This is a genomic window from Type-A symbiont of Plautia stali (genome assembly GCF_059731155.1).
Genome location: NZ_AP035891.1, coordinates 1,135,397 through 1,154,221, shown reverse-complemented (window position 1 = coordinate 1,154,221; position 18,825 = coordinate 1,135,397). Strand labels below are relative to the sequence as shown.

The window sequence follows — 18,825 nt, the reverse complement described above, 5'->3', positions numbered from 1 at the left end:
GGTTATGTCGACACACCCCCCGCGCCCGCTGCGCGGTAAGCTGGACGCCGTCTGGCAACAGTATGGACATTCGGTGCTGGGTGCGCCGCTGCTGTGGTTTCCGGCACCGGCGGCCGACGAGGACAGCGGACTGATTATCGCCGGCACCCACGGCGATGAAAACGCGGCGGTGGCCACGCTCTCTGCCGCCATGCGCACGCTGCCGGACACGCTGCGGCGTCATCATGTGATTCTGGCGGTCAATCCGGACGGCTGCCAGCTCGGGCTGCGCGCCAATGTCAACGGTGTCGATCTCAACCGCAACTTTCCTACCGCCAACTGGCAAGCGGGCGATACCGTCTATCGCTGGAACAGCGTGGCCGACGCGCGCGATGTGCTGCTCTCAACCGGAAACGCACCGGCGTCAGAGCCGGAAACCGCCGCACTGTGCCAGCTGATTCATCGTATCCGGCCGCGCTGGGTCGTCTCCTGGCACGAACCGCTGGCCTGTATTGACGATCCGCACCATAGCCCGCTGGCCAGCTGGCTGGCGGAACAAACCGGTCTGCCGGTGGTGAGCAGCGTCGGCTACGCTACGCCGGGCTCGTTTGGCAGCTGGTGCGCCGATCTCAGTCTGCCCTTCATCACCGCCGAAATGCCGGCCATCTCGGTGGACGAAGCCACCGAGGTGTATCTCGATGCGATGATCAACCTGCTGCGCTGGCAGCCGTCGTCTTAAACACGCCGTGCGAGAAATGCAGCGACGGTTCCACATTGGCCGCCAGCCACGTCGGACCGTCGAGGTCGGCAAACGTGGCCTGCGGCGTTAACGGTAGCGCGGCGCGAATGGCGCGCGAGGTACACAACATACAGCCCAGCATGATGGCAAATCCCTGCGCGCGCGGCCGTGGCCAGCGCCAGCGCTTCGGTCAGCCCACCGGTTTTATCCAGTTTGATATTCACCATGTCATAGCGCCCGTGCAGGGCTGCCAGCCTGTCGCACGTGTGGCAGCTCTCATCAGCACAGATCGGTAGCGGATGGATAAAATGGGCCAGCGCCGCATCCTGCGCGGCAGGCAGCGGCTGCTCCAGCATCGCCACCTGCAAATCCGCCAGCAGCTGGCAGCGCGCCGCCAGCCCTTCTGCCTGCCAGGACTCATTGGCATCGACGTTCAGCGTGGCGTCCGGCACCGCACTGCGGATCGCCACAAGCCGTTCGCTGATCAGATGGTTATCCAGCTTAATTTTCAGCAGGCGCGCACCGTGCTGCCACAGCGCCAGCGCGCTACTGGCCATCGCTTCTGGCGTATCGATGTTGACGGTATGCGCCGTGACGATCTCCTGTGCCAGCGCCGCCGAACAGAGTGCAGCAAGGGTAATGTGCTGCTGCTGGCGCTCCAGATCCCACAGCGCACAATCAATCGCGTTCCGCGCGGCGCCGGCCGGCAACGCCTGTTGCAGCGCCGCACGCGTCATGCCGTTTTGTAACGCACCGAGCTGTGAAGCAATCTGCTGCAGCACCGAAGCCTCACTTTCGCCATAGCGCGCATAGGGCGCGGCCTCGCCAATACCTTTGAGGCCATCCTGCTCAATCTCCACCACCACCACGTGCGCCTCGGTTCGGCTGCCGCGCGAAATAACAAACGGCGAGTGCAGCGGCTAGGCTTCCGGATAACTTTTCACTGTTCTCATACTGACTCCTCAAATCCATGACGTCATAACGTACTGGTGCAGCTCCACGTTGAATTAGGCTCGTAAACCCTTAAAATTTATGTCATAAACAAACGCTATACCTGTTCTGGTGGAGTTAACGCCAGATTTTTCATCGTTAAAAGGAAATGGTATGTCGCAGAATGTTCACTTTCAGGGCAATCCGGTGCCGGTTGCCGGCCACTTCCCGCAGGCTGGCGAGCAGGCAAAACCGTTCAACCTGGTAGCGAAAGATCTCAATGATGTGTCCCTTTCTCAGTATGCAGGCAAACGCAAAGTTCTGAACATTTTCCCAAGCATTGATACCGGCGTGTGCGCCGCGTAGGTGCGCAAATTCAACGAGCGTTCTGGCGAAGCTGACAACACCGTGGTGCTGTGCATCTCTGCCGATCTGCCGTTTGCGCAATCGCGCTTCTGCGGTGCTGAGAACGTCAACAACGTAGTGACGCTGTCTACGCTGCGCGGTGCAGAATTTATTGAAAATTACGGCGTCGCGATTGCCGATGGCCCGCTGAAAGGCCTGACCGCACGCGCCAGCATATCTTTACCGGTGCCGGTGTCGCCGACAATCAGCATCGGCGCATCGTGCATCGCCAGCTTGCGCGCCTGGTCGATCACCTGACGCATTTTCGGCGTCACCGCCACGATGTGATCGAATTCGGAATCATCGGTGACGCTGAGGTTCTGCAACTGCCGCCCCATGCGCGCGGTGGATTTCAGGGTGATCATCGCGCCTACCGGCTGGTCGTTCTGCTCATCTTCCTGCGCCAGATAGATCGGGCGCGCTTCCATGAGAAAATCACGCCCCTAGATCACCACATGCTGCGCCTGCGCGTCAAGTGAAGTGGTCAACTAGGCTGTGTCCCTTAATTACATAACCTTTTGTAAAACAGCCGGATGCATCCCAGTTTCACCATCGCCAGATAATTCCTCGCCGTTTTGTCGTAACGTGTGGCAATGCGGCGGTATTCTTTTGTCCGGAGTGGGCTTTGTCAGCCAGCACTGCATGGCCACGACGCTTCATGCTGCCGTTCCGGCGCTGAACACCAATACCGTCCAGAAGACGTTGTGCAAACTGGCTTTCGTGAGCCTGACCGGGACTCAGTACGATATTTAACGGCAGACCGCTTCCGTCTGTCGCCAGATGGATTTTGGTGCCAAAACCACCGCGAGAGCGACCCAGCCCATTATCTCCGGCGGTATCGGAATGTTTTTTTGCGCCCCGGCGGCGCACCTGAGTGCCCGGATATTGCTGCCATCCAGCGCAGTTGCGGACCAGTCAGCGAGACCATGAGCATCAAGAGAAGAAAGTAACCTGTTGAAAATAATGTTAATCACTCCCGATTTAGACCATCGATTAAAACGGTTATAAACGGTCTTCCATGGGCCATATCGCTCAGGCAAATAGCGCCATGGTGCGCCTGAACACAGCACCCAGAACATGCCGTTGATGATCATACGATGTTCAGCCCATGGACGTCCGGCCCGTGGTGTTGCTGGTTCAGCAGGTAATAAGGGCTGGATGATAGTCCATGCTTCATCGGGAAGGTCGTAGCGAGCCATAGTTCAGTGTGTTGTGGAAACAGGTAGTTACTATATCTCAGGTGATTAAGGGACACAGCCTAGGGTTATGGATGATGAAGGCACGCTATATGAAACTATAGATGACTGGCAGTACGATCCAAAAAGCAAAGTATACCCGATCTCAAACAGCAATACAGTTGACAGAAAAGTGGCAGAAGAGCACAACGCCATTCAACGTTTTCTATCCCGACTTGGTATAAAAACACATAAAAACGAGTAGTTAATTGTTTGAATATTTTCGAAATGAGGCTTTTTAAATATGTAATTCAGCCTTTTAGAAAGGCCATACAACGCTCCAGTATCGAAACACCTGCTGGGCAGCTTACGCATGCTCTGCGCCATTCCTTTGCTTCCCATCTCTATGCAAACAACCACACTCAGAATCTACCTCGTTAAGCCTGCATACAGCCTCAACGCCCCAAAGAACCACAGAACCACAGAACCACAGAACCACAGAACCACAGAACCACAGAACCACACATTTTGTACACTTGGCACATCATATCCCAGTGACTACCATCTGCTTGCCTGCTAAAATATTCATTCAAAAATCTATTCACTTATCCATTCAAAAAGCGATTCAACACTATGTTCACGCATCCGGAAACTCTACGTCAGCTTCTCTATAGCAGGCCGATGGCAGGTAGGCAACTTATTGAAAAATGGGTATAAGCCAGCCTACGCTTTCCCGTGCGATTAGAGAACTGGGTGATGACATCGTCAAAATCGGGGCTGGTCCATCTATTCAATATGCCCTGCGAGATACGTTTCGCGGATTCCGCTCGGCCCCGATTTACCGCGTTACCGATGAGGGGCAAATCAAACCTCTTGGCGAGCTGATTCCTGTTCGTCCGGAAGGGTTTGTGATGGTGCAGGCGGACCAGAAAAGCTTTCACAGTGACGGGCTGCCGTGGTGGCTGTTTGACATGCGACCGCAGGGCTATCTCGGCAGAGCGTATGCCTCGACTAATGCCAGCGGGCTCGGTCTGCCGGCGAATCCCGAACAATGGGCGGACGCAGATGTCGTCAGAGCGCTGCTGGCGCAAGGTCATGATGCGATCGACAACCTGCTGATCGGCGAACAGGCGCGCAGCCGTTTTCTGGAAATGCCCGAACCGACACCCGTGGAGCGCGCGACGGCATATCCCGAGCTGGCGCGTGCCGCGGGTGCTGGAGAGGTGCCGGCTCATCAGCGGGTGGTGAGCAGCCAAAATTCTGCACCTATACCGAACGCGGTCATGTACTGGTGAAATTTACGGCAGCAGATGACAACCCAGTCAGCGAACGCTGGCACGATCTGCTAATGGCTGAACATTTGGCCCTGAAAGTGCTGGGTGTTAAGACCGAAGTGTTTGATATTGCAGGGCAGCGCTTCCTCGAAATTCCCCGCTTCGATCGGGTGGTAAAATGGGCCGTATCGGCGTGTTTTCGCTGCGGGCGCTTGATGCGGAGTTCGTCAGCAAGGCCAGTGCGAGCTGGCCAGTCCTCGTCAACCAGCTTGTGGCGGAAAAGTGTGTCCATTCTGAGGCCTCCAGCAGCACGGCCCGGCTTTGGGCATTTGGCATGCTGATCGGCAATACCGACATGCACGCCGGTAACCTGTCGTTCATCAGTCGCCATGGCTTTCCTTATCACCTCGCGCCGGCTTATGACATTTTGCCGATGGGCTTCGCGCCCAGAGCGGGCGGCGCCATCGTGAATACGATGCGGCCAGCGACACTGCCGGAAGTGGTCAGCAGCGATACATGGCGGGAAGCACTGGCTTTGGCGGAGGCATTTTTGTCTCTGACGAACAGTTGCGATGGCTTCTCAGATCATTTTGCGCCGTGCCTCGCAGCGTTACAACAGCATCTGGATGAGGCCCGTTCGCGCATCGCCCGACTGGGCTAAGCGCTTTTCCTCATTGATAATTTATTCAAAGCAGCATCATCGAAACAGGCGGTGATTAACCGCCTCGCACCCGTTTTTCGCTCCCGCAACTTTGCAAAAGTAAAACGATCGGTTTACTTTTAAGGTATGCGTAAAAAACAACACATCCTGAACGCTGCCGAGCGGCTGTTCTACAACAACGTTTTTCATGCCACCTGCACCGATTACATTTGCCGTGAGGCGAAGGTCTCCACGCGTACGCTCTATCAGCACTTTCCGTCGCGCGAGCTGTTAACCGCCGCGGTGATGACCGCGCGCCGGCAGCGCTTCGCCGATTTATTGTCAGAGCCAGACGATCCGGCTGCTATCAGCCAGCTGTTTTCGGTGCAGGAACAGTGGATGCGGGCAGAAGGATCGCTCGGCTGCTTTTTTGCCAAAGCGTACGGCGAGTATGCGGAACTGGCGGTGCAGGCGCTGGATTATCGCTACTGGCAGCGCGGCTACATCCGTGCCTGCCTGGCGCACTCGCACAGAAATTCGCCGTCAGCGCTGGCCGATGCCATCTTGATACTGTTTGAAGGGGCGATTACGGCCGGATTGATTGACGGTCCGCAGGCCGCAGTCAATGCGCGTCTGGCGGCTGAGCAGCTGATGGCGAATACGCCATGAAAGCCTCACTCCGCCTGACGCTAAGCGGCTTCATGCTGATCGCCGTGACCTACGGACTGGCGCGTTTTGCGTGGGGAATGATGATGCCGCAGGTGGCGCAACAGATCAGCTTCAGCCCGCGCGCATCGGGCATGCTGGCCGCCTGCAGCTATCTGGCTTACTGCCTGGCCACGCCCGGCGCCACGCTACTGCTGGCGCGCTGGGGCGTGCGCAGTACCGCCATGCTGGCAGCGCTGACAGCCATGCTAGGCTTACTGCTGATGGCCGCTGCCGGCAACGCATGGCTGATTGCCTGGTGGGCTATTTATCGCTGGTCTCGGTGCCGGACTGGCTTCACCGGTGCTCGCCAGTGCCGTGAGCCGGCAAATTGACGCGTCGCGGCAAACCGCCGCTAACACGCTCATCAACGCCGGCACCGGCGCGGGCATAATTGTATCAGTGCCCATTTTCATGCTGATGCCCGGCGGCTGGCGCGCGGCCTGCTGCTGTTTTGCCGCGCTGGCGTTGATCAGCCTACTGCTGGCACGCTATTGCCTGCTGGCCGGTCGTGCAGATCTACAGGGATCGCCGGTTGGCTGGCGCGATCGGCTGTACAACAGTGCGCTGCAGCGGGTGATCATCATCGCTTTTCTTAGCGGTGTCGCCAGCGCGGCGTGGTGGTGTTTTGGACCGGATATGTTGCGCCAGCACAGCCACCTGAACGAGGGCCACGCCAGTATGCTGTGGCTGGTTAGCGGCGCGGCCGGCATTCTCGGCGCGCTGACCGGCCCGCTGGCACGCTGTATCGGTATGCGTCAGGTGTACTGGCTGGCGCAGCTGGCGATGGCCGTACCGCTGCTGTTGCTGGCAGCGCTAACCCACTTTAGCTACTGGCTGGTACCGGCGGCGGCACTGTGCGGCGCGGGATACGTCACGCTGTCGGGTATTCTGCTGGTTGCGGGCGCCGCTGCCACGCCACAAAACGCGGCCTCCGGCGTGGCGGCGGCGTTTCTGACGCTGGCGATTGGGCAAATTGCCGGGGCGATACTCTTTGCGCAGATCTACAGCAGCAGCGCCGCCACAGCACTGCTGCTGTTCGCTGCCATCCCGGTTGCGCTGCTGTTTCTGGTACCGGCTAACCCGCCGCAGCGGGCTGACGCTTAACGTCCGGTGGTGAGCCAGCGGCTGAGGATGCCGGCACTGGAGTAGCCGCGAATGATCGCAGCGTAGCTGTCAAAGCGATTGCTCACTTCGCTCACCTGGTTGTTATACAGATCGCTCTCGGCGCTCAGGACATCCAGCAGAGAGCGACGTCCGAGGTGATACCACTGATCGAAAAAGTCTTTACGGATGCGATCAGACTCTTATACAGCGCGGCGCGATCGGCCATGGAGTGCGCATCCTGGCTGGCGGCGCGCACGCGATTTTCCAGGTCGCGCCGCTGCTCCTGCACCTGCTGACGACTGGCTTCAGCGCGTTTAATCGCCGCAATCTCCTGCGCGTTGGTTGAACCGCCGCGGAACAGACCCCAGCTAACGTTGATTCCGGTTTGCCACGCCTGCTGACGACCCAGTTGATCCTCACGCGTGCTTTTGCTTACCGTCCAGTTGAGTTCTGGCAGGTCGGAAGCTTTGATCGCCTCCGCTTCTTTAAACGCCGCTCGCGTTTCCGCGCTGGCGCGCAGGATCAGCGGATGATAATCCAGGCTGGCCAGCTGGCGGTTGAGATTGCCAAAATTCATCGCCCAGCGATCGCTGGCAGGCAGCGTCACGCGAATGTTGCCCATCAGGCGGTTCAGCGTTATTTCGACATCCCGCGCGCGTGACTCGGCATTCTCCAGATAACTCTGCGCCTGTAGCAGTCGCCCTTTGGCCTGCGTCAATTCGCTGCGACGACCGGTATCTGACTGCACAATGCCGCTCAGCATGGTGGTTAGTTCCGTCATGCGCGCCACGTACTGCTGGCTGATGGCAATGATCCGCTGCTGCTTGTTCCACTCAATCAGCGCGTTACTGACCTGCATCGCCAGCTCTTCACGCTGCGCCTGCGCCGCCTGCTGCGCCGAGGTCACGCGCTCTTCGCGGCTTTCAATGGTGCGGCTGGTCTGGCCAAAATCAATCAGGTTGGTCGCCATCGACACGCCGAGCGCCGGCACGTTGCTCTGACCGTCATAGCTTTTTACCCCGCCACCAAACTCTTTGGTGGCCGAGCTGGCGCTGACATCCAGCTGCGGACAGCGCTGCCCTTTCGCCTCATCCACACTGGCGGCGGCGGCATCGGTCTGCGCAACGGACGATTTTAGCGCCGGGCTGATGCGCCAGGTAATGCGTGCGGCCGAGAGGAATTTTTGCCGCAGCTCGGATTCAGACACGGTTTCATCCACCGCGCCGCTCAGGCTGACCGGTGAACGCGCCACGGCGGCATCGGCGGCAGTAATTCTGGTTTCCGCTACCGGCGGGCTGACATAACTGAACTCGCTCTGCGCTTTTACTTCTGCTTCATTCACCGGCACCGGCGCAGGCTGCTGCGGGTTAAAAGTGCGTACCGATTTCAGCAGCGGATTCGTCTGCCTGGGTTCCGGCTGACGCTGCTCCTCCGTCAGAAAACCGCCGCCCTGCACCGGCTGCACTGGCGGTGGTGCAATTGGCGCTGCCGTTGCTGGTACATGTGAAGGTGCCGCCGCCGGCTGAGCGCGTGGCGCGGCGACCGGTGGCGCAACCGGCGCGGCCTGAGGTTGCGTAAACATCGCTTGCGGTGCCGGCGCGGTTGCAAAGCGCTGGGCTGGCGCAACGGGCACGCGCTGTACCGGCGCGCTGCGTACCGGTGCCGCAGCGGGGGCGGCCGGGCGATGTCCGCTCATCTCGGCAAACATCATCAGTTCACTGGTCGAATCGGCCATTACGCTGATGGCCGGCACCATCATGACCGTAATGCAACCGGCAAGCAAAGAGAGGCGCCGCGCCGCTGCGCGACGGTGCATATTATTATTTTTCATGGTTATTAACGCTCGCGGAAGGCTTCTTTCGCCTTAAGTACCGGCTTCAGCAGGTAATCAAGGATGGTTTTCTCGCCGGTGCGAATCTCCACCGTGGCCACCATGCCGGGAATGATCGGCAGATCTTTGTTGCCTGCGTGCAGCATGCTTTTATCGGTGAGGATCAACACGCGGTAATAGGTGTCATCCGGTCGGCCGGAAGCGGCTTTCTGATCGTATTTCAGCGTATCCGGACTGATGTATTCCACGTGGCCATCCAGTCCACCGTAGATGGCGAAGTCGTAGGCGGTGATTTTCACTTTGGCCGGCAGCCCCGGGCGCAGGAAGGCGACATCAGAAGGACGGATTTTGCCCTCCACCAGCAGCTGCTCTTCCAGCAGCACGATTTCCAGGATGTGCTCACCGGGCTGAATGACACCGCCGATGGTGTTAACGCGCACGTTTTTCACCGTGCCGCGCACCGGTGCGGTAATGGTGGTGCGCTCGACCACGTCCGCGCGGCCAATCAGATTTTCGCTTACCTAGCTAAGCTCCAGTCGCGCCAGTTCGGTGTTGGCGTCAGACTGGTAACGGTTACGCCGCTCGACAATCTGCGCCTGGATGTCGTTCGCCTGGCGCTGCATGCGCAGCAGTTCAACCTCAGACAGCAATCCTTTCGCCGCCAGCGGCTCCGCCAGACGAATTTCACGCATCGACAGGGCATAGCTGCGCTGCAGTGAGTTAATGCTGTCGTTCAGCGCGCGCTTGCGTGATTCATAGGCTTTGGTCTCCTGCGCAACCACGGCGGGATCGCTCTTCACCTGCTCGTCAAACGTCAGCGGCTGTGCGTAGGCTTCGGCACGCAGACGCGCAATGCTGCCCTTCAGGCCAATCACCTTGCTCAGCGCCTCGCGATAGCTTGATTGCGCACGCGTCGGATCGATTTTCAGCAGGACGTCGCCCCGGTTGACCACCGTGCCTTCACGCACGTTCATTTCGGCGAGAATGCCGCCTTCCAGACTCTGAATCACCTGCTCGAGGCTGCGGGAAATGACTTTTCCGTCGCCTTTGGTGATCTCCTCCACCCGCGCATAGTTTGCCTAGGTGAGACCGATGCCAATCACCGCGATGATGATCCACATCACCAGTTTCGATCCCGGCGTGGTTTGCGACAGCAGGGACGCCTGCACGTCATTCATGAATTCGGCATCCGCAGCGGAGAGATTTTTGCTGCGGCTGCGCCATGACATTAACTTGATCATACTGCGGCCTCCTCTGCCGCGGCGACGGCGGGCTCTGACGTTGCCGAAGCATCGTTAGCCGGCGCGGGCGCCGCCTGTTCTACCGCCTGACGCGGCGGCTGGCGGGTTTTACCTTTACCTTCCAGCGCGGCCAGCACCTGCTCTTTCGGGCCATCCGCGACAATTTTTCCTTCCTCAACCACGATGATGCGGTCAACCAGCGCCAGAATTGACGGACGATGCGTCACGACGATCAGAGTGTGGCCTTCGCTGGCGCGACGCAGATGGGCGAGGAACTGGCTTTCGGTCATGCTGTCCATGGCGCTGGTCGGTTCATCCATCAGCAGCACTTTGGGCCGCGTCAGCAGGGTTCGCGCCAGCGACACTAACTGACGCTGACCGCCCGACAGCCCTTCACCGCCCTCACCGACCGACAGGTTAATGCCGCTCGGATGGCGCGCCGCGACGTGATCGAGACCGGTCAGATTCAACACGCGCAGCAGTTCATTCGCGGTGGCATCCGGCCGGCCAATCATCACGTTCTCGCGCAGCGTGCCGTAGAACAGGCGCGCATCTTGGCTGACGAGGCCCACCGCTTTGCGCCAGTCCGCCGGATCGATCTGGTTAACATCGAGTCCGTCGGCGGAGATCTGCCCTTTCACCGGCTGATACAGACGCGCCATCACGCGTAACAGCGTCGATTTACCGCTGCCGATGCGGCCAAGAATCGCCACGCGCTCACCGGCCTTGATGGTCAGCGAAATGTCTTTGAGGATTTCCGGATTGGGCTTCATCGGCGGTGCCGGATAAGAAAAGCTGACATTGCTGAGGGAGATCTCGCCGGTCAGCGGCGGATCGGTCAGGTCGGTTTTGCTGCTGTCGCGATCGACCGGCATCTCCATCAGCTTATTCAGCGAGGTCAGCGCCGCTTTGGCCTGCTGATAACGCACCGCCAGACCAATCACCTGCCCCAGCGGGCCAGTGGCGCGGCTGGCCAGCATCACGGTGGCGATCATCGCACCCATAGTGAAGGTGCCGGCGTTGATCAGATAGACCCCGACCACCACCAGCATCACGGTCTGAAACTGTTGCAGAAAGGTCACCACGCCAGTTGCCAGCGTCGAATAGCGTTTTGACTTCATTGAGTTAGCCGACTGCAGCGCGCTGAAGTTCTCCCAGCGGCGCTGCATATGCGCTTCACCGCCAACGGCCTTCAGTGTTTCCATGCCTTCAACCGACTCGATCAGCACGCCCTGCTTCAGCGACGCATCGCGCAGGTTCTCCTTCATGATGCGCGCCAGCGGCCACTGGATCGCGGCGCTAACGATGATGATCAGCGGGATCATCATCAACGGGATAATGGCCAGCGGACCGCTGATAAAGAAGATCACGCCGACGAACATCAGGATAAACGGCAGATCCGAAATCGCCGCCAGCGTCGCCGAGGCAACAAAATCACGCACCGATTCGTATTCACGGATCTGGTTGGCGAAAGTGCCCGATGAGGCCGGTTTGTGCTCCATCTGGATCGACAACGCCTGACGGAACAGCATGCTGCCCAGCACTAGGTCGGCCTTTTTACCCGCCATGTCCAGCAGATGTGCCCGCACAAAGCGGGTAATGGCTTCGAAGATCATGGCGATGGTGACGCCAATCGCCAGCGACCACAGCGTAACAAAGGCTTGGTTCGGCACCACGCGATCGTAGACGTTCATGGTGAAGAAGATGCTGGAGAGTGCCAGCACGTTGATCAGCACGGCGGCAATGGCGGCGCTGCGGTAGTAACGGCGGTAGCGCCACAGGGTGCTGAACAGCCAGTGACCTTTGACCTCCGGCAGCATTTCGCTGGCGCGCTCATCCAGTACCGCCGCCGGTTTCGCCATCACCGCAAAGCCGGCGTAAATCTCATTGAGCTCCGCAAGGCTCATCTCCACCGCTTTATCATTCACCTCCGGCAGATCCTGCAGGCGGCGTTCGACCATGCCGCCGGTAATGCCAGCGTTCTCCAGAACGGTCATGGCCTGCGACGGCGACAGCAGCGTCGCTTTTGGCAGACCGGCGACCAGCGCCTCTACACTCTTCTCGCGTTTGTAGTGTTTGCAAATCCACGCCACGCTTTTTAACAGCGTGTCATCCACGGTGGTTTCGATACGAGCAACAGAACGCGCATCCTGCTCCACGGCATTCTGCTTCTGGTCCATCATTTCCCGACTCCTGTAAACCTGACAAAAAACGGTGGACACATCGTCCACCGCAGACTTTTCTTTGAATTGGGAAAATTCTGACAGAAGGCAGATTTCAGGCCGTCCAGGACTTGTCTCAAACGGTGGAGAATATTTATGAATAAAGCGGGCAAAGCCCGGTTGAATGCGGTCTGGCGACCGATCAACTGCAGAATAATCGCGGCGCTGTTGAGCGCTGTCATGGGCGTGTTATCTTAGCTGCCCGCTTTACTGCAACCGGACAAAGAGCAATGGCAAAACAGCGGGTAGGTATCGTATTTGGCGACAAGTCGGCCGAACATGAAGTGTCGTTACAGTCGGCCAAAAATATTCTTGAGGCGATCGATAAAAACAAATACGACGTGGTCCTGCTGGGGATCGACAAACAGGGCGAGTGGCATCTCAATGACGCTTCAGGGTTTCTGCTCAACGCCGACAATCCGGCGCTGATTGCCCCGAACCGCTCCGGTGAAAACGTGGCGCTGGTGCCCGGCAGCCGCGGGGAACAGCTGATTACGCGTCAGCAGGCACAGCCGCTGTCGCCGCTGGATGTAATCATCCCGATTGTGCACGGCACGCTGGGCGAAGATGGCTCCCTGCAGGGACTGCTGCGCATGGCCAATCTGCCGTTTGTCAGGTCGGATGTGCTGGGTTCCGCAGTCAGCATGGACAAAGATTTCACCAAACGCCTGCTGCGCGATGCCGGCCTGAAAGTGGCGCCGTGGCTGAGCGTCACCCAGGCGCAGCGCGCGGCGCTGGATGTACAGGCGGTGATCGCGCGCTTTGGCCTGCCGCTGTTTATCAAGCCAGCCAATCAGGGATCATCCGTTGGGGTGAGCAAAGTGACGCAGCCGGACGAATTCGACGCGGCGCTGGGTCTGGCGTTCCGCTTTGACCGCAAGGTACTGATTGAACAGGGCATTAGCGGCCGTGAGATTGAATGCGCGGTGCTGGGTAACGAGGCGCCAGAAGCCAGCCCGTGCGGTGAAATTGTGGTGCACGACGCCTTCTACTCGTATGACACCAAATATATCAGCGAGAGCGGCACGCAGGTGGTGGTACCGGCTGACATCAGCACGGAAGCCAGCGAGGCGATTCGGGCAGTAGCGATTACCGCGTTCCAGGCGCTGGAGTGCTTTGGCATGGCGCGCGTCGATGTGTTCCTCACCGAAACGGGCGACATTATTGTCAACGAAGTGAATACCTTACCCGGCTTCACCAACATCAGCATGTATCCCAAACTGTGGCTGGCGGCAGGCCTGAGCTACAGCGATCTAATTACCCGCCTGATTGAGCTGGCGCAGCAGCGTCATCAGCAATCCAGCCAGCTGAAAAGCAGCGTGTAACCTGGGATGGCGTGGCTCAGGCCACGCCATGCGCCATGCTGCGCGGCGCGATTGCCGGCGAGGTCTGATTGCGGCCGTTGCGCTTGGCAACGTAGAGGTGTTTATCGGCTGCCGACACCAGCCGGTTAATCACCCCCGGCCATTCACGTTCGTTAACCGCACCGCCGCGCGCCAGGCCGAGGCTGACCGTCACGGTCACGGTGTTGCCGTGAAGCCAGAACTTCTCTTTCACCATTGCCTGACGAATCACTTCGGCCAGCTGAAACAGCTGGCTGTGGGTGTAATCAAACACTACCACCACGAACTCTTCGCCGCCAAAGCGGCACACCAGGCCGCGACTGCCAACCACATGCTGAATACGGCGCGCAATTTCCTCCAGTACGCCATCGCCGGCATCATGGCCGAAATTGTCATTAATGGCTTTAAAGTAGTCGACATCCAGCATAATCACGCCGGCTTCACGCTGCAGGGAAAACGGCTGCTGGCGCAGGTCTCATACAGGCCGGAGCGCGACAGTAGCTGGGTGAGGAAATCATAATTGGCGCGCAATGCCAGGCGATGGTTAAGCTGGCGAATGGCGTCCATGCTCACCGCCACCAGCAGTGGGCTGAGCGCCACGGTGGCCACGCCGAGCCGTGCGGAAGTGAGATGGCTGATGGGCAGCAGCGAATCATCGCCCTGAATATTCATCACGCCGTACAAGACCAGCACGATCTCGGTGATGCCGGTGAACAGAATCACCAAGCTGGTGATCGGAATCGGCAGAACAATGGCACACCAGATCAGCGCCGGTACCGGGAAGGTCAGACTGCCCGCGCCACCAATCAGCGCCCCCACTGTGAGCGACAGCGCCACGGCGAGCAGCGCCAGCAGCCTGGCCGGATGAATCAGCGTCCGCAGCGGCACGCTGCGCAGCGGACGCGTCAGCATCACCGGCAGCAGCATCAGCGAGGTGGAAAACTGCTCGCTGAACCAGTCGGCCCACGCCACCACAAAGCGCGCGTTGAAGTCGATATCCTGCGCCCACGCACCCCAGGTGGCGCACGCTGCCGCGCCGAGCAGGCACGCCGGAAAGATGCGCATGGCATTGAACACCTGGCTGTTTGCGGTTGGCGATTGCAGATGCTTAATTAGCATGCTGACTGACACCAGAATAAACAGGATATTGGCAAAATTAATGGTCACCGCTGGCAGTGCCCAGCCGGAAAAGACCGTATCGTTGAAAATCATGGCGGCAAAACACACCAGATAACCGGAGGTGGTGTGTAAAAACGGGTTGCGCACCATCAAACCGGCGATGAGGGCATTCACCGGCCAGAACAGGGAAAACTCTTCGGGAATACGCAGGTGGCTGCTAACAAAGCAGAAGAACAGCGTAATAAGACACAGCGAAAGAGCATTCTTTTTAACATTATTCTCTTCAAACAGCTTAACGCGCATACGTCTGAACCCTGTAACCTGAAATCGCTGCCATCCGTCGCTGGCATCAGCAATCATTTAACCTGAAAAATCCGTGCGATAATTCGCTAATTAACCCGGTGTTCATCGCCCTACTCTGCGACTGAGCGGCGCTCACTCTGCCATGAAAGCCAGAGACGAGCTACCGGCCCCGCCGGCAGCAAGAGAAACAGGCAGGCGCTGTGAGCGGCAATTATGCCGTATAAATAAAAAAATCGGATATCCGGGATATCCGATTCTGGCGAAAAAAACTGCATGACTGCGCGCGGGAACGTTATTTCACCGCTACCGGCCACTGGCTCAACCGGATACCGCGCTCACCGGCGCTATCCCCGAAATCCTGCAGTACCGCTTTCACGTCCGGATCCATATACTCGGCGTTATCGTGATCGACAATCACCACACTATTTTCCGGGATCTCCGCCAGCAGCCCCTGCAATTTCGGGTTGTGCATAAAGGTCAGGTTTTGCTGAAAGCGCAGCACGTAATGGTCGTCATAGCGGGTAAGCTGCAGCGCGTTGCGGTGGCTTTGGTAGATGCTGCACAGAATCTGCGTCGCGATACCGATGCCAATCCCGGCCAGCATGCCAAACACAATGATGCCGCCGATGGTGGCGAGAAACGGCACGTACTGCTGCGCGCCCATGCGAATCTGTTCGACGAACAGGCGCGGCGTTGCCAGCTTATAGCCGGTATACAGCAGCACCGCGGCTAGGCTGGCGAGCGGAATCGCGTTAAGCAGAGCGCTGAACCACAATCCACAAATCAGCAGCAGCACGCCGTGCAGCAGAATCGACAGTTTGGTTTGTGCGCCAACGCTGACGTTGACCGAACTGCGTACAATCACCGCAGTAATGGGCATCGCGCCGAGCAAGCCGGCGGTCAGGTTACCGATGCCTTGCGCGAACATCTCTTTATTCGGTGACGGCGCCGGGTGCTGCGGACGCAGTTTTTTCAGCGCCTCCTGGCTGAGCAGAGTTTCAAGGCTGGCCACCAGCGCCAGCGTAATCGCTACCACCCACACCGATGGATTCTGCCACGCCAGCCAGTCAGGGGTTTCCAGCTCCGCCACCAGCGCCGACATACTGTCGAACGCCGGCAGTACGATACCCGGCAGGCCTTCGCCGAGGCTGTGAAACAGGCGATCGCCCAACACCGTGGCGAGGCAGCCAAACAGTACCGCCACCAGCGGGCCGGGGATCCAGCTCAGCGCTTTAACCGCTTTGATCGCGGGCGTGGTCCACAGCCACAGAATCAGCAGCCCGATACCTGCCACCAGCATCGCGCTGAGCGAAAACGAAAACTCCCTGCTGACCAGCGACCGCAGACCGGCATCGCTCGCTGCGCCCAGCGCCACCGGAATCTGCTGCATAATCAACAGCAGGCCAATTGCCGCCAGCATCCCTTTAATGACGCTGCCCGGCACCAGTGAGATAAAACGACCGGCGCGCAGCAGGCCGAGCATGCACTGCAGCACGCCAGCCAGAATCAGCGCGGTGAGAAACGCGGAAAAGCTGCCGAGCGTCTGGATTGAGGCCACAACAATGGTCACCAGCCCCGCCGCCGGGCCGCTCACGGCAAAGCGCGAGGGACTGAGCGCGGTAACCAGCAGACCGCCGATCACCCCGGTGAGCAGACCGGCAAAGGGCGGCAGACCGCTGGCCTGCGCGATGCCCAGACACAGTGGCAGCGCCACCAGAAACACCACCAGACCAGCAGGAATATCCTGACGAAGCGTTTGCAGATTCATGATGAGGGTTCCTCTGACGATTGCTAGATTAACTCTTTCAGATGGCCGGACTGCAGGTCATAAACGCAGCCAAACACATCCAGTTGCTGTCCGGCCTGCCAGGCCTGCTGCTCCGGCTCGCAGCGCACCAGCTGGCTAAACTGGGTGATGACATTGGCTTCAACCAGCCGGTTAAGCTTGCTGCTCTCCTCTTCCTGCGCTAACGGGCTGGCAGGCAGACCCAGCGCCGCCTGCACGCCGCCGCAGCCGTAGTGACCGCACAGCACAATGCGCTCGACGCCGAGATAAAAAATCGCGTACTGCAGCACGCTGAGAAAGTTGTCATCATCGGGTAGCACCATATTGGCGATATTGCGGTGCACGAATAGCTCGCCCGGATGCGAGCCGGTCAGCACTTCTGCCGGTACGCGACTGTCGGAACAGCCAATCCACAGGGAGTGGCGTTTCTGCTGATGCAGATATTGTTCAAAGTAATCTGGATTACGCTCGCGGCGCTGGAGTGCCCAACTGCGATTTTTCGCTAATAAGGGTTTAAGGGGCGTCACAATTATCTTCTCTCTGTATCCGCAAATAGCGCTTCCGGGCAAATAAATGCATTGCGCAGCACGGTTTTAGCGTTCTATGGCAGGTAAATACGGCGCTTTCTCACAGAGATTGATTATAGAAACTTATGAATTGATTTGCACTAGGAGTATTTCAGCCAGGCAGAAGAAGCGACCTTATGTAAAATAAGTGTCAGCAAATGTCATGACAAAGTAAGTTAATGAAAGTGACGCAATCAGGGCAACTTTCCTTAAAAATCAATATAATCAATTTATTAATGCGATTTTTTAAAGCGCATCTCGGATGCACTGACAAATATATACACGTAAAACTTTTGCGCCTTTACGCTGGTATGGTGGATTACGCTCTGCTCGCTGAGAAAAATCCTAATTACTAAATTTATGAATAGTGATATCAGCTGGTTTTAACGTTATTCGCGATGATATTTCACTGAAGGCGGCGGAAGGATTAAGTAAGAGATCGGGAAAATGATAAGCAGAATAATAATTGCAAAGAAACGTAAATATCACTGGCGCTGACCGCCTGCGATGAGCGCCCGCCAGGGCAGGCGCTATTTCGCTTGACGAATTATTTACCGTTCCAGGCTTTCATGCGGGATTCACGCACCTGCAGCTGCTGTTCCGGGGTTAACTTATTGTAGTTTTCAGCCATACCGCTCTCCCAGTCGCCGTACAGTGGATTTGACAGCACAATGAACTGGGTGCCAAAACGCTGATGGTTGAGCGTGACAAACTGCTGGCGCTGCGCGTTGCCCTGATGCCAGGTTGCCCCACCGAAGTCATTCAGGTTATCGCCGATATACAGCACCACGTTGTAGCCGGCATTTTTAATTGCGTCGAAACGCGCCTGTTTATTGGAGTTGCCGGTGCTGAGACGCACGGTTTTGTCGCTTACGCCGCTGAAGCCCAGCTTATTGAGATTATCGACCGTGGCCGCGTAATCTTTCTGATCGCGGTTCGAGACGTAGAACATGGTGCCGCCGTGGCTATTCACGTAGTTGGCAAATTCGACGGCACCGGGCACCGCGGTCGCCTGGCGCGCCTGCGTCCACGCTGACCAGGTTTTCCCGGAGAACGGCTGGCCGTTTTTTGCCTGCCACGCGCTGTAAGCGCTGTTATCGATCATGGTTTCATCCAGATCAACAATCACCGCTTTGGGTTTGCCGGTGAGCGAAGGGGCGTTATCGAACGCCATGCGTGCCGTATTGAATGCCTGCCAGCTCAGCGCCTGATACTCGCCAGACTGCTGGAACTAGTTGACTGCCAGAACCGACTGCTGACCGAGTTGCTGCTGAGCCTGCTGTTTTTGCGGTTGGGCACAGCCGGTGAGCGTCAGGGCAATCAAGCCTGCCGCGGCCAGCCAGGAGGTGTTTTTCATCATGTCGTCCTTAAGTGATTATGGTCAGTTTTTGTAAAGCTTTAAAAATGTAGCAGTTAACGTAAGCTGTGGGCAGAGGAAAACCGGGGTCAGGTCACAGGAG

Annotated in this window: 10 protein-coding genes and 9 pseudogenes; 9 read left to right on the top strand and 10 right to left on the bottom strand. The window is 58.1% G+C overall.

Annotated features, from left to right (window positions below; all coding sequences use genetic code 11):
• Positions 1-4: 4 nt before the first annotated feature.
• Positions 5-718, top strand: a complete 714-nt coding sequence (gene mpaA / locus AC6I8M_RS06225) for a murein tripeptide amidase MpaA (protein WP_010618422.1) — start codon at positions 5-7, stop codon at positions 716-718.
• On the opposite strand, the pseudogene ycjG reads toward mpaA, so the two are convergent.
• Positions 687-1,635, bottom strand: a pseudogene (ycjG, locus tag AC6I8M_RS06220) (L-Ala-D/L-Glu epimerase). The gene mpaA and the pseudogene ycjG overlap by 32 nt on opposite strands.
• Positions 1,636-1,822: 187 nt before the next feature.
• Here ycjG and tpx point away from each other — a divergent pair.
• Positions 1,823-2,230, top strand: a pseudogene (gene tpx, locus AC6I8M_RS06215) (thiol peroxidase); the annotation flags it as partial.
• Here tpx and AC6I8M_RS06210 read toward each other — a convergent pair.
• Both AC6I8M_RS06210 and AC6I8M_RS06205 read right to left on the bottom strand, forming a co-directional pair.
• Positions 2,215-2,529 (bottom strand): annotated as a pseudogene (locus tag AC6I8M_RS06210) (sigma 54-interacting transcriptional regulator); the annotation flags it as partial. The pseudogenes tpx and AC6I8M_RS06210 overlap by 16 nt on opposite strands.
• A gap of 26 nt (positions 2,530-2,555) precedes the next feature.
• A pseudogene (locus AC6I8M_RS06205) lies at positions 2,556-3,252 on the bottom strand (IS5 family transposase).
• Positions 3,253-3,319: 67 nt separating this feature from the next.
• On the opposite strand from AC6I8M_RS06205, the gene AC6I8M_RS06200 reads away from it, so the two are divergent.
• From AC6I8M_RS06200 to AC6I8M_RS06175, 6 genes and pseudogenes are all read left to right on the top strand, one after another.
• A complete protein-coding gene (locus AC6I8M_RS06200; RefSeq protein WP_195910870.1) occupies positions 3,320-3,493 on the top strand; it encodes a hypothetical protein in 174 nt (57 codons plus the stop codon).
• 29 nt (positions 3,494-3,522) lie between these two features.
• Positions 3,523-3,642 (top strand): annotated as a pseudogene (locus AC6I8M_RS06195) (site-specific integrase); the annotation flags it as partial.
• A gap of 219 nt (positions 3,643-3,861) precedes the next feature.
• Positions 3,862-5,163: pseudogene (yjjJ, locus tag AC6I8M_RS06190) on the top strand (type II toxin-antitoxin system HipA family toxin YjjJ).
• Positions 5,164-5,289: 126 nt separating this feature from the next.
• Positions 5,290-5,811: a TetR/AcrR family transcriptional regulator gene (locus AC6I8M_RS06185; RefSeq protein WP_010618832.1), complete on the top strand. Its 522-nt coding sequence runs from the start codon at positions 5,290-5,292 to the stop codon at positions 5,809-5,811.
• Positions 5,808-6,182, top strand: coding sequence for a hypothetical protein (locus tag AC6I8M_RS06180; protein WP_022547880.1), 375 nt, complete (start codon positions 5,808-5,810; stop codon positions 6,180-6,182). The genes AC6I8M_RS06185 and AC6I8M_RS06180 overlap by 4 nt, the downstream gene beginning before the upstream one ends.
• On the top strand, positions 6,166-6,954 hold the full coding sequence (locus AC6I8M_RS06175) for a YbfB/YjiJ family MFS transporter (RefSeq protein ID WP_498013710.1): 789 nt from the start codon (positions 6,166-6,168) through the stop codon (positions 6,952-6,954). The genes AC6I8M_RS06180 and AC6I8M_RS06175 overlap by 17 nt, the downstream gene beginning before the upstream one ends.
• Before the next feature lie 124 nt (positions 6,955-7,078).
• Here AC6I8M_RS06175 and AC6I8M_RS06170 read toward each other — a convergent pair whose 3' ends face one another.
• The 3 genes and pseudogenes from AC6I8M_RS06170 to AC6I8M_RS06160 form a co-directional block, all read right to left on the bottom strand.
• The gene (locus AC6I8M_RS06170) at positions 7,079-8,785 is read right to left on the bottom strand and encodes a TolC family protein (protein ID WP_498013709.1); all 1,707 of its coding nucleotides are present in this window, start codon (positions 8,783-8,785) and stop codon (positions 7,079-7,081) included.
• Positions 8,786-8,790: 5 nt separating this feature from the next.
• A pseudogene (locus tag AC6I8M_RS06165) lies at positions 8,791-10,026 on the bottom strand (beta-barrel domain-containing protein).
• A complete protein-coding gene (locus AC6I8M_RS06160) occupies positions 10,023-12,209 on the bottom strand; it encodes a type I secretion system permease/ATPase (protein ID WP_010618828.1) in 2,187 nt (728 codons plus the stop codon). The pseudogene AC6I8M_RS06165 and the gene AC6I8M_RS06160 overlap by 4 nt, the downstream one beginning before the upstream one ends.
• Before the next feature lie 269 nt (positions 12,210-12,478).
• Between AC6I8M_RS06160 and ddlA the strand changes: the two genes are divergently transcribed.
• Entirely contained in the window at positions 12,479-13,573 is a 1,095-nt protein-coding gene (ddlA, locus tag AC6I8M_RS06155) for a D-alanine--D-alanine ligase (protein ID WP_010618827.1), read from the top strand.
• A 16-nt stretch (positions 13,574-13,589) separates the two neighbouring features.
• Here the strand turns inward: ddlA and AC6I8M_RS06150 are convergent.
• The 4 genes and pseudogenes from AC6I8M_RS06150 to AC6I8M_RS06135 form a co-directional block, all read right to left on the bottom strand.
• Positions 13,590-15,013: pseudogene (locus AC6I8M_RS06150) on the bottom strand (GGDEF domain-containing protein).
• A 292-nt stretch (positions 15,014-15,305) separates the two neighbouring features.
• Entirely contained in the window at positions 15,306-16,781 is a 1,476-nt protein-coding gene (locus AC6I8M_RS06145) for a SulP family inorganic anion transporter (protein ID WP_498013708.1), read from the bottom strand.
• 23 nt (positions 16,782-16,804) lie between these two features.
• Positions 16,805-17,332 carry a carbonic anhydrase gene (locus AC6I8M_RS06140; RefSeq protein WP_041387526.1) on the bottom strand — a complete coding sequence of 176 codons (528 nt, stop codon included), beginning with the start codon at positions 17,330-17,332 and terminating at the stop codon, positions 16,805-16,807.
• A gap of 580 nt (positions 17,333-17,912) precedes the next feature.
• A pseudogene (locus AC6I8M_RS06135) lies at positions 17,913-18,722 on the bottom strand (5'-nucleotidase, lipoprotein e(P4) family).
• Positions 18,723-18,825 lie beyond the last annotated feature (103 nt).

Coding starts and splice junctions, on each gene's coding strand:
- AC6I8M_RS06180 (WP_022547880.1), top strand. CDS start 5,808: ATGAAAGCCTCACTCCGCCTGACGCTAAGCGGCTTCATGCTGATCGCC.
- mpaA (WP_010618422.1), top strand. CDS start 5: ATGTCGACACACCCCCCGCGCCCGCTGCGCGGTAAGCTGGACGCCGTC.
- AC6I8M_RS06185 (WP_010618832.1), top strand. CDS start 5,290: ATGCGTAAAAAACAACACATCCTGAACGCTGCCGAGCGGCTGTTCTAC.
- AC6I8M_RS06200 (WP_195910870.1), top strand. CDS start 3,320: ATGGATGATGAAGGCACGCTATATGAAACTATAGATGACTGGCAGTAC.
- ddlA (WP_010618827.1), top strand. CDS start 12,479: ATGGCAAAACAGCGGGTAGGTATCGTATTTGGCGACAAGTCGGCCGAA.
- AC6I8M_RS06160 (WP_010618828.1), bottom strand. CDS start 12,209: ATGATGGACCAGAAGCAGAATGCCGTGGAGCAGGATGCGCGTTCTGTT.
- AC6I8M_RS06145 (WP_498013708.1), bottom strand. CDS start 16,781: ATGAATCTGCAAACGCTTCGTCAGGATATTCCTGCTGGTCTGGTGGTG.
- AC6I8M_RS06170 (WP_498013709.1), bottom strand. CDS start 8,785: ATGAAAAATAATAATATGCACCGTCGCGCAGCGGCGCGGCGCCTCTCT.